Raw genomic sequence first — 10,242 nt, 5'->3', positions numbered from 1 at the left:
CCTTTTGAAAGGGGGTGCCCGAGCGAAGCGAGGGCGGGGGATTGTCTTAGGAAATCTGCTTCTATTTGAGCTTTTAATAAGTAGAAACAGTGCCAGCAGGTCAATCCCCACCGCTTTGCGGGGCCATAAAGCGGCAGACTAGGGCCGTCCCACCCTGCAAAAGACACTTTACGAATGAAAGAATTTGTTCTCACGCCCTTTGACCTCCGCCCCGGAGGGGCAGAAAAGGCCCCAGGGGCTTTGTCATTTTTTGCACAATCCGCCGGAGAAGGAGGGGAGTCCTTTTATTCAAGTTTGTCACAGGTCCAGAATATCCCCAGGAATAAATTGAATTTTGTGTAAAGTGACGGAGAAAAATCGGGGAGATTTTCAGCCCGCCTTTCTCACTTTTCCGTTGAAATGTTTGGCTATTTTTTGCAAAAGCGCCCAATGTACCACTTATTTTTCCAAGTTCATAATTTGTACTTATTTATTAAAATACGATTCGATAATTTGTATTGTTTAAAACCGGGAAATCCAAAAAAGCCGGTACAAATTCTTGACGGAATACCGTACAACTGGTATACTGATACCAGCTTCAAACCCCAGCGCCAAAATTTTAGAAAGCGAGGAAATAAAATGAAAATGAAGAAGATTCTCGGGATCGCTCTTGCCGCGGCGCTCGCCCTGTCTCTGGCCGCCTGCGGAGGCAACAACAATTCCAGCGGCGGCGGCAGCAGTGCCGGTACCCCCTCCGGCGGCAGCAGCGCCGGAACGCCCGCTCCCTCCGGCGACCTGATCACCGTGGGCGTCATCAACAACGACCCTAACGAGTCCGGCTACCGCACCGCCAACGACGCCGCCATGCGGGCCATGTTCACCGAGGCCAACGGCTACAAGACCACCTTCTACAACAACAACGACGCCGCCCAGCAGATCGCCACCGCCCAGCAGATGATCCAGGACGAGGTGGACTTCCTGCTCCTCTCCCCCGCCTCCACCACCGGCTGGGACAGCGTGCTCCAGGACGCCCAGGCCGCCGGGACCCAGATCATCCTCTTTGACCGTATGCTGGAGGCCGACGAGAGTATGTACGTGGCCGCCGTTGTCTCCGATATGCCCGCCGAGGGCAAGACCGCCGTGGACTGGCTGGCCGCCCAGGGTCTGGACGAGTACAACATCATCCACATCCAGGGCCACATGGGCTCTGACGCCCAGCTGGGCCGCACTGGCGCTCTGGACGAGAAGGTGAACGCTGAGGCCAACTGGAACTACGTCACCCAGCAGACCGCCGACTGGGACGAGGCCACCGCCCGCACCATCACCCAGTCCGTCATCGACTCCGGCAAGCCCTTCAACGTGATCTATGCTGAGAACAACGGCATGGCCCGGGGCGCCGTGGCCGCCCTGGACGCCGCCGGCATCACCCACGGCAAGGACGGCGACGTGATCGTGATGGGCTTTGACAGCGACAAGTGGGCCATGGAGGCCGTGCTGGAGGGCAGCTGGAACTACATGGGCCTGTGCAACCCCCTCCAGGCCGAGACTGTTGACTCCATCATCAAGGACCTGATGAACGGTACCGCCCCCGCTCAGAAGATTATCTACACCCCCGAGCAGGGCTTCGACGCCGCCACCATCACCGCCGACGACGTGGCTACTTACGGCACCTGATCCTCACAAGCTGAAATAACATCATATCACGTGACCCGACACGCGGCGCGGCATGTCAGCCGCGCCGCGTGTTGCATTTTAAAAGGAATGGAGGCGTATCCCTATGCAGGAAGGCGCGGTATTGGAAATGCGCGGCATCTGCAAGTACTTCCCAGGCGTGCGCGCCCTTCAGGACGTGGATTTTACCCTGCGGGAAGGGGAGATCCACGCCCTGATGGGGGAAAACGGCGCGGGCAAGTCGACCCTCATCAAGGTGCTCACCGGCGTACACCCCAAGGACGGGGGCGAGGTCCACATCAGGGGCATTGAGGGCGCGGCGGTGATCCGCTCCCCCCAGGACGCCCAGAACGCGGGCATCAGCACCGTGTACCAGGAGATCACCCTGTGCCCCAACCTGAGCGTGGCGGAGAACATGTACATCGGCCGCGCCAAGGGGTCTGTGACCAACTGGAAGCAGATGAACCAGGGGGCGGGCAAAATCCTGGACTCCCTGGGCATCCCCGCAACCCCGAAGCAGCAGCTGGGCTCCTGCTCCATCGCGGTACAGCAGATGGTGGCCATTGCCCGGGCGGTGGACATGGAATGCAAGGTGCTGATCCTGGATGAGCCCACCTCCTCCCTGGACGAGCAGGAGGTGGTGAAGCTCTTCGGCCTGATGCGGGACCTGAAGGCCAAGGGAGTGGGCATCATCTTCGTGACCCACTTCCTGGAGCAGGTTTACGAGGTCTGCGACCGGATCACCGTTCTGCGGGACGGCCAGCTGGTGGGTGAGTACGTGATTGAGGACCTGCCCCGGGTCCAGCTGGTGTCCAAGATGCTGGGCAAGGAGCTGGACGATATGGCCGATATCAAGGGCGAGTCGGGGGGCGTGGCCACAGACCAGAAGGGGGCCCCCGTGCTGGAGGCCCAGGGCCTGTGCAGCAGCGCCGGCATCAAGCCCTTCGACTTCTCCATCCGCAAGGGGGAGGTCAACGGCTTTACCGGACTGCTGGGCTCCGGCCGCAGCGAGTGCGTCCGGGCCATTTTCGGCGCCGACCACGTCACCGGCGGCGCCGTGAAGATGGACGGCAAAGAGGTCAAGATCAAAAAGCCCCTGGACGCCATGAAGCAGGGCATCGGCTACCTGCCCGAGGACCGGAAGGGGGACGGCATTGTGGGCGATCTGTCCGTCCGGGAAAACATTATCCTGGCCTACCAGGTGATGAAGGGCTTTTTCCGGCCCATCTCCCGGGCCCAGGCGGAGGCCTTTGCCGACAACTACATTGAGCTGCTGGAGATCAAGACCGCCTCGGCGGACACCCCCATCAAATCTCTGTCCGGCGGCAACCAGCAGAAGTGCATCCTGGCCCGGTGGCTGCTCACCGACCCCAAATACCTCATCCTGGACGAGCCCACCCGGGGCATTGACATCGGCACCAAGATCGAGATCCAAAAGCTGGTCCTGAACCTGGCGGAGAAGGGCAAGAGCGTCACCTTCATCTCCTCTGAGATCGACGAGATGCTGCGCACCTGCTCCCGTCTGCTGGTCATGCGGGACCGGAAGCTGGTGGGCGAGCTCACCGGCGAGGACCTGACCCAGACCAAGATCATGGCGACTATCGCAGGAGGTGACGAGGAGTGAGTACCGTGAAAAACCCCGAAACCCAAGTGAGGCGGCCCGACGAGAGCCTCTTCAAGCGTCTGACCCGGCAGCAGCTGTTTATTCCCGTTGCGGCCCTGGTTCTGCTGGTGCTGTTCAACCTGATTGCAGACCCCTCCTTCTTCATGGTCTCCATCAAGGAGAACAGCCTGGGAAACCCGGTGCTCAGCGGCAACATCGTCTCGGTGCTGGACAACGCCTCTGAGCTGGTCATCCTGGCCATTGGCATGACCCTGGTCACCGCCTCCTCCGGCGGACAGGACATCAGCGTGGGCGCCACCATGGCCATTGCCGGCAGCGTGATCCTGCGGATGGTCTGCGGTGGACAGGTCTCTGCGGACACCATGCAGATGCCCCTGATCCTGGCGGTGCTTATCGGCATTCTGGCTACCATGCTCTGCGGCGCCTTCAACGGCGCGCTGGTGGCCTACTTCAACATCCAGCCCATGGTGGCAACCCTGATCATGTACACCGCGGGCCGCTCCATCGCCGCCTGGATCAACAACAACCAGCTGCCCATTATCAACGACCTGGCCTTTAAATACGCGGGCACCTTCCTCCCCGGCATCCCCGTGCCCACCCCCATCTTTATTACCGCCCTGGTGATCCTGGCTTTCTGGCTGATCCTGAAGTTCACGACCCTGGGACTGTACACCCAGTCGGTGGGCATCAACGCCAACTCCTCCCGGCTCAACGGCCTGGACCCCAAGCTGATCAAGCTGCTCACCTATGTCATCCTGGGGGTGTGCGTGGCTCTGGCCGGCTTCATCCGGGTCAGCCGCAGCGGCTCCATCAACTACTCCCGCATCGCCGAGAATATCGAGATGGACGCCATCCTGGCGGTGGCGCTGGGGGGCAACGCCCTGAGCGGCGGCAAGTTCAACATCTACGGCTCCATCCTGGGGGCCTACGTGATCCAGTTCCTCACCACTACCCTCTACAAGTACGACGTCCCCTCCACCGCCCTGCCCGCCTACAAGGCCGTGGTGGTCATTCTACTGGTGGTGCTCAGCGCCCCGGTGGTGCGGGAAAAACTGGCCAACATGAAGAAAGCCCCCGCCAAAGCTGCGAAGGAGGTGTCCTGATATGCCGAAGGGAACTGCACTTGACAAGCAGGGACGGCTCAAGGACCGGCCCGCTATGACCGACACCACACTGCTGCTCTCCATTACCATTGTCGTCTTCTTCCTGCTGTACCTGTTCGCGGTCTTCGCCCTGGGCGGCAGCTTTGCCAAGCCCCAGAACTTCCTCAACATCCTGAACAACAACGCCGCCCTCATCGTCCTGTCCTGCGGCATGAGCGTGGTTATGATCACCGGCGGCATTGACATCAGTGTGGGCGCCGTCACCTGTCTGGTCTGCATGACCTGCGCGGTAAACCTGGAGCAGCAGGGCGGCAATATGGCCACCGTCATCCTCATTGGTCTGGGCATCGGCCTGGCCTTCGGCGTGGTCCAGGGCTTCCTGGTGGCCCACCTGGGCATTCAGCCCTTCATCGTCTCCCTGGCAGGTATGTTCTTTGCCAAGGGTATGACCACCATCGTCAGCAAGGAGCCCGTCCGGGTCACCAACGAGGGCTTTCTGGCGGTGAAGGACACCCGCATCACCGTTCCCGGTCTGGGCTCCCCCAACAAGCTGGGCCAGTACATCCCCGCCTATGTGGAGGTGGGCGTGATCATCGCGCTGCTGGTGGTGGTCCTTCTGTTCTGTATGCTGCGCTGGACCAAGCTGGGCCGCTCCTTCTACGCCGTGGGCGGCAACAACCAGAGCGCCAATATGCTGGGCATCAACGTGCGCCGGACCAAGTTCCTGGCCCATGTGCTGTGCTCCGTGCTGGCCGGTCTGGGCGGCATCCTCTACTTCCTCCATGTGGGCAGCGGCGACGTGGCCAACGGCGCGGGGGACGAGATGAACGCCATCGCCTCCTCCATCATCGGCGGGACCCTGCTCACCGGCGGCGTGGGCAATGTGCTGGGCACCTTCTTCGGTGTGCTCAGCCTGAACACCATCAAGCGCATCGTCTCCTCCCTGGGCTTTGATGAGGCCTGGTGGTCCAACATCACCGTGGCGGCAATGCTCTGTCTCTTCCTGGTGGTTCAGAGCGTGGTGCTGCTGCGCAAGAACACCAGCAAGCAGTAAGGAGGGACCGGGATGAAGACTTGTTTGGGTATTGAGCTGGGCTCCACCCGCATTAAGGCGGTGACCATTGACGAAGCCTTCCAGCCCGTCTCCTCCGGGGACTACACCTGGGCCTCCGCCTACGAGAACGGCATCTGGACCTACTCCCTGGAGGAGGTGTGGACGGGCTTAAAGTCCGCAATCGCCAAAGTAGAAAACAGAGAAAAAATCGCCGCCGCCGGGGTGTCCGCCATGATGCACGGCTATCTGGCCTTTGACAAGGACTGGAAGCTGCTGGTCCCCTTCCGCACCTGGCAGAACACCATCACCGGCCCCGCCGCGGCGGAGCTGACCGGGCTCTTCGGCTTCAACATCCCCCAGCGGTGGTCCATTGCCCACCTGTATCAGGCGGTGCTCAACGGCGAGGAACACATCTCCCGCATCGCCCACATCACCACTCTGGCGGGCTACATCCACTATATGCTCACCGGCGTGAACGCGGTGGGTGTGGGAGAGGCCAGCGGTATGTTCCCCATCGACAGCGCCGCCCTGGACTACGACGCCGGGATGATGGCCAAATTCAACGCCCTGCCCAAGGTGGCGGCTCTGCCCTGGAAGCTGGAGGACCTGCTCCCCCAGGTACTGGCCGCCGGTCAGGAGGCGGGCAGTCTCACCGAAGGGGGCGCGGCCCTGCTGGAGGGCCTCCTCCCCGCCGGCATCCCCTTCGCCCCCGCCGAGGGGGACGCGGGCACCGGCATGACGGCCACCAACGCCGTGGCCCCCCGCACGGGCAACGTGTCCGCCGGCACCTCCATCTTCTCTATGGTGGTGCTGGAAAAGCCCCTGGCGAAGGTGTATGAGGAGATCGACCTGGTGACAACCCCCGCCGGGGCCCCGGTGGCTATGGTCCACTGCAACAACTGCACCAACGACACCAACGCCTGGGTCAATGTGCTGGGGGAGACCGCCCGGCTCTTCGGAGCGGACCCCGACTCCGGCGCGCTGTACACCAAGCTCTATGAGAAGAGCCTGGAGGGGGATCCGGACTGCGGCGGCGTGCTGGTGTGCAACTATCTGGCCGGGGAGGGGGTCACCCACATGGACGCGGGCCGTCCCCTGGTGGTCCGTACCCCCGAGACCAAATTCACCCTGGCCAACTTCTTCCGGGCCCAGCTCTACGCCACCATGTCCACTCTGAAACTCGGCATGGACATTCTGGCTCAGGAGGGGGTCGCCATCGACTCCCTCACCGGCCACGGCGGTCTGTTTAAGACCCCGGTGGTGGGCCAGAGCTATATGGCCGCCGCCTGCAATGCCCCGGTCACCTGCATGGAGACCGCCGGAGAGGGCGGCCCCTACGGTATGGCGCTGCTGGCCTCCTTCCTGCTAAACCGGGGCCAGGAGGAACGCCTGGAGGACTTCCTGTCCAGCCGGGTCTTCGCCGGGACCACCGGCTCCACCATCCAGCCCGACCCCGCCGCAGTGGAGGGCTTCAACGCCTACATCCAGCGGTATAAGGCCCTGCTGGAGGTGGAGCAGACGGCGGTACGGGTCCTGTGACCCCCCATTCCCAACAACAAACGGGCGGCCCCAGGCCGCCCCTATCAAAACTATGAGGAGGAAATCCCATGAATTATTCATTCTGGTTCGTTGTGGGCAGTCAGTTCCTGTACGGCCCTGAGGTGCTGGAGACGGTGGCCGCCCGGGCCCAGGAGATGGCCGGTGAGCTGTCCAAGGCCCTCCCCTTCCCCCTGGTCTACAAGGTGACCGCCAAGACCAACAAGGAGATCGCCGACGTGGTGAAGGAGGCCAACTATGACAACGCCTGCGCCGGGATCATTACCTGGTGCCACACCTTCTCTCCCTCCAAGATGTGGATCAACGGCCTGGCCAGCCTGCAAAAGCCCTGGTGCCACTTTGCAACCCAGTACAATCAGGCCATCCCCAACGAGGAGATCGACATGGACTTTATGAACCTGAACCAGGCCGCCCACGGCGACCGGGAGCACGGCTTCATCGGCGCCCGCCTGCGGGCTCCCCGGAAGGTCATCGCCGGTTACTGGAGGGACGAGGCGGTCCAGAAGCGCATCGGCAGCTGGATGAAGGCCGCCGTGGGCGTGGCCGTGTCCAAGGGAATGAAGGTCATGCGCTTCGGGGACAATATGCGTGAGGTGGCCGTCACCGAGGGCGACAAGGTAGAGGTCCAGACCAAACTGGGCTGGCAGGTGAACACCTGGGCGGTGGGCGACCTGGTGAAGGTGATGAACGCCGTCACCGAGGAGGAGATCGACGCCCTGATGGAGACCTACAGGTCCCAGTACGATATCGCCACCGACAAGCTGGACCACATCCGCTATCAGGCCCGGGAAGAGATCGCCATGAAGAAGATGCTGGACGCCGAGGGCTGTATGGCCTTCTCCAACACCTTCCAGGACCTGTACGGCATGGAGCAGCTGCCCGGCCTGGCCTCCCAGCACCTGATGGCCCAGGGCTACGGCTACGGCGGCGAAGGCGACTGGAAGGTGGCCGCTATGACCGCCATTATGAAGGCCATGGGAGAGGACGGCAACGGCTGCTCCCTGTTTATGGAGGACTACACCTATAACCTGGAGCCGGAGAAGGAGTACTCCCTGGGGGCCCATATGCTGGAGGTCTGCCCCTGCTGCGCCGCCCAGAAGCCCCGCATTGAGTGCCACCACCTGGGCATCGGCATGAACGAGAAGGACCCCGCCCGCCTGGTCTTCGAGGGCAAGGAGGGGGACGCCATTGTGGTCAGCCTCATCGACATGGGGGGCCGTCTGCGCCTGATCTGCCAGGATATCCACTGCGTCAAGCCCATCCTGCCCATGCCCAACCTGCCCGTGGCCCGGGTGATGTGGCAGGCGGAGCCCTCCCTCACCACCGGGGTGGAGTGCTGGATCACCGCCGGCGGCGCCCACCACACCGTCCTCAGCTACGACGTCACCGCCGAGCAGATGAAGGACTGGTGTACCATGCTGGACATCGAGTTTGTCCACATCGGCAAGGAGACCACCGTGGAGTCCCTGGAGCACGACCTGTTCCTGTCCGACCTGGCCTGGAAACTGAAGTAAACGAACATAATTCCTCCCCTGCCGGGGGAGGAATTATTAAAAAGGGGGAACTATCATGTTAGAAGAACTGAAACAAAAGGTCTTGGAGGCCAACCTCCTCCTGCCTAAGCACGGCCTGGTCACCTTCACCTGGGGCAACGTGTCCGGCATCGACCGGGACAAGGGTCTGGTGGTCATCAAGCCCTCCGGCGTGGAGTACGAGGGCATGACCGCCGAGGACATGGTGGTGGTGGACCTGGAGACAGGCCAGCGGGTTGAGGGCAAGTGGAAGCCCTCCAGCGACACCAAGACCCACCTGGAGCTGTACAAGGCCTTCACCAGTCTGGGGGGCATCGTCCACACCCACAGCCCCCACGCCGTGGCCTGGGCTCAGGCGGCGGAGGATATCCCCTGCTTCGGCACAACCCACGCCGACTACTTCTACGGCTCCATCCCCTGCGCCCGCCACTTGACCCAGGGGGAGCTGGAGGAGGATTATGAGAAAAATACCGGCGTCATCATCGTGGACACCTTCCGGGAGCGGTGCATCGAGCCCAACGCCGTCCCCGGTGTGATCTGCGCCAGCCACGGCCCCTTCACCTGGGGCAGAGACCCGGCTCAGGCGGTGTACCACGCGGTGGTGCTGGAGGAAGTGGCCAAGATGGCTATCCTCACCCGGCAGGTCCGGGCCGCCGCCGTCCCCGCCCCCCAGCGCTATCAGGATAAACACTATTTCCGTAAGCACGGCCCCGGCGCCTACTACGGCCAAGGCTGACAAAAACCGCTCCTCCCGGTGTGTTTCGGGAGGAGCGGTTTTCCGCGTTTGGATGGAGAGCGAAGAAATCAGCCCTGCGAAGCAGGGGCGCGCAAGCGGCGCAGCCCCTTGCCCCCTTTGGTAAAGGGGGTGTCTGAGCGAAGCGAGGGCGGGGGATTGTCTTAGGACGACTGCTTCTATTTCAGATTTCAAGTAGAAGCAGTGCCTGCCAGTCAATCCCGGCCCGCTTCGCGGGAGCCCCTTTTCAAAGGGGCCAGGCCGCCTGCGGGCGGGACGGGAGATGGGGTGATAGGATATGAAGGAACAGAATTACTGTGATATGGAGAGCCATGAGGCGATCAAGCGGCAGCATTCAGGACACGGGCATTGGCATCGGTCCGGACTTTCTGCCCCACATCTTTGATCCCTTTGAGCGTGAGCAGACCTCTACCATCAGCGGCACTCAGGGCGTGGGGCTGGGCCTGACCATCGCCGAGCGCCTGGTGGAGGCGATGCACGGCTTCATTCAGGTGAACAGCCAGCAGGGCAAGGGCACTTGGATTGCCATCTCCCTCCCCCTCCGCCTGTCAGGGGAGCAGTAGGGCTGTATAAACCCCACAGAAATTTCCGACGTGGACGGCGGCATTTTAGAGGATTTAATTCTTTTGTAACAACTGACGTTGGATTTGTTAATATCTTTCGGTTAATATAGAATCTGCAAGAGACAGTTCGTTTCATTTTAATCCTCTTTTTCAACGGGAATCCCCGGACGCCTTGGAGCAGGTGTCCGGGGATTTTCGTTGTTCCCACTCTGAACATAAAACATCCGCTCCAGGGAGAGGCGGAAGCCCTCCTCGGGGTGGAAGCCAGCTCGCGGGTTTCGGGTATGTGTACGGCTATTGCGTCCGCTAATTCGTAAAGTATCTTTAGTAGGATGGGACGACCCTAGTCTGCCGCTTTATGGCCCGGCGAAGCCGGTGGGGATTGACTGGCTGGCACTACTTCTA

The 10,242-nt window shown here is 61.7% G+C and carries 8 protein-coding genes; all 8 read left to right on the top strand.

Annotated features, from left to right (window positions below):
* The first annotated feature begins 624 nt into the window (after positions 1–624).
* The 8 genes from D1646_RS16195 (at position 625) to D1646_RS16160 (ending at position 9,837) form a co-directional block, all read left to right on the top strand.
* Positions 625–1,653, top strand: a complete 1,029-nt coding sequence (locus tag D1646_RS16195; protein ID WP_160637467.1) for a substrate-binding domain-containing protein — start codon at positions 625–627, stop codon at positions 1,651–1,653.
* 103 nt (positions 1,654–1,756) lie between these two features.
* Positions 1,757–3,274 carry a sugar ABC transporter ATP-binding protein gene (locus tag D1646_RS16190; RefSeq protein ID WP_160637466.1) on the top strand — a complete coding sequence of 506 codons (1,518 nt, stop codon included), beginning with the start codon at positions 1,757–1,759 and terminating at the stop codon, positions 3,272–3,274.
* Positions 3,275–3,279: 5 nt separating this feature from the next.
* The gene (locus D1646_RS16185) at positions 3,280–4,377 is read left to right on the top strand and encodes an ABC transporter permease (protein ID WP_347565235.1); all 1,098 of its coding nucleotides are present in this window, start codon (positions 3,280–3,282) and stop codon (positions 4,375–4,377) included.
* 1 nt (position 4,378) lies between these two features.
* Positions 4,379–5,431 carry a sugar ABC transporter permease YjfF gene (locus D1646_RS16180; protein ID WP_160637465.1) on the top strand — a complete coding sequence of 351 codons (1,053 nt, stop codon included), beginning with the start codon at positions 4,379–4,381 and terminating at the stop codon, positions 5,429–5,431.
* A gap of 12 nt (positions 5,432–5,443) precedes the next feature.
* Entirely contained in the window at positions 5,444–6,970 is a 1,527-nt protein-coding gene (locus D1646_RS16175) for an FGGY-family carbohydrate kinase (protein WP_160637464.1), read from the top strand.
* 68 nt (positions 6,971–7,038) lie between these two features.
* Positions 7,039–8,502: an L-arabinose isomerase gene (araA, locus tag D1646_RS16170; RefSeq protein ID WP_160637463.1), complete on the top strand. Its 1,464-nt coding sequence runs from the start codon at positions 7,039–7,041 to the stop codon at positions 8,500–8,502.
* A 55-nt stretch (positions 8,503–8,557) separates the two neighbouring features.
* Positions 8,558–9,256 carry an L-ribulose-5-phosphate 4-epimerase gene (locus tag D1646_RS16165; protein ID WP_160637462.1) on the top strand — a complete coding sequence of 233 codons (699 nt, stop codon included), beginning with the start codon at positions 8,558–8,560 and terminating at the stop codon, positions 9,254–9,256.
* 329 nt (positions 9,257–9,585) lie between these two features.
* Positions 9,586–9,837 (top strand): ATP-binding protein, encoded by a 252-nt coding sequence (locus D1646_RS16160; RefSeq protein WP_160637461.1) that lies wholly within the window; start codon positions 9,586–9,588, stop codon positions 9,835–9,837.
* The last annotated feature ends 405 nt before the right edge of the window (positions 9,838–10,242 follow it).

This window comes from Pseudoflavonifractor sp. 60, from assembly GCF_009911645.1.
Classification (GTDB): Bacteria; Bacillota; Clostridia; order Oscillospirales; family Oscillospiraceae; genus Lawsonibacter.
The sequence above is the reverse complement of the archived record's forward strand: the minus strand, read 5'-3'. Positions and strand labels throughout refer to the sequence as shown.

What these genes read in the sequence shown, in the direction of transcription:
- D1646_RS16195 (WP_160637467.1), top strand. Translation starts at nt 625, where the DNA reads ATGAAGAAGATTCTCGGGATCGCTCTTGCCGCGGCGCTCGCCCTGTCT.
- D1646_RS16190 (WP_160637466.1), top strand. Translation starts at nt 1,757, where the DNA reads ATGCAGGAAGGCGCGGTATTGGAAATGCGCGGCATCTGCAAGTACTTC.
- D1646_RS16180 (WP_160637465.1), top strand. Translation starts at nt 4,379, where the DNA reads ATGCCGAAGGGAACTGCACTTGACAAGCAGGGACGGCTCAAGGACCGG.
- D1646_RS16175 (WP_160637464.1), top strand. Translation starts at nt 5,444, where the DNA reads ATGAAGACTTGTTTGGGTATTGAGCTGGGCTCCACCCGCATTAAGGCG.
- araA (WP_160637463.1), top strand. Translation starts at nt 7,039, where the DNA reads ATGAATTATTCATTCTGGTTCGTTGTGGGCAGTCAGTTCCTGTACGGC.
- D1646_RS16165 (WP_160637462.1), top strand. Translation starts at nt 8,558, where the DNA reads ATGTTAGAAGAACTGAAACAAAAGGTCTTGGAGGCCAACCTCCTCCTG.
- D1646_RS16160 (WP_160637461.1), top strand. Translation starts at nt 9,586, where the DNA reads ATGAGGCGATCAAGCGGCAGCATTCAGGACACGGGCATTGGCATCGGT.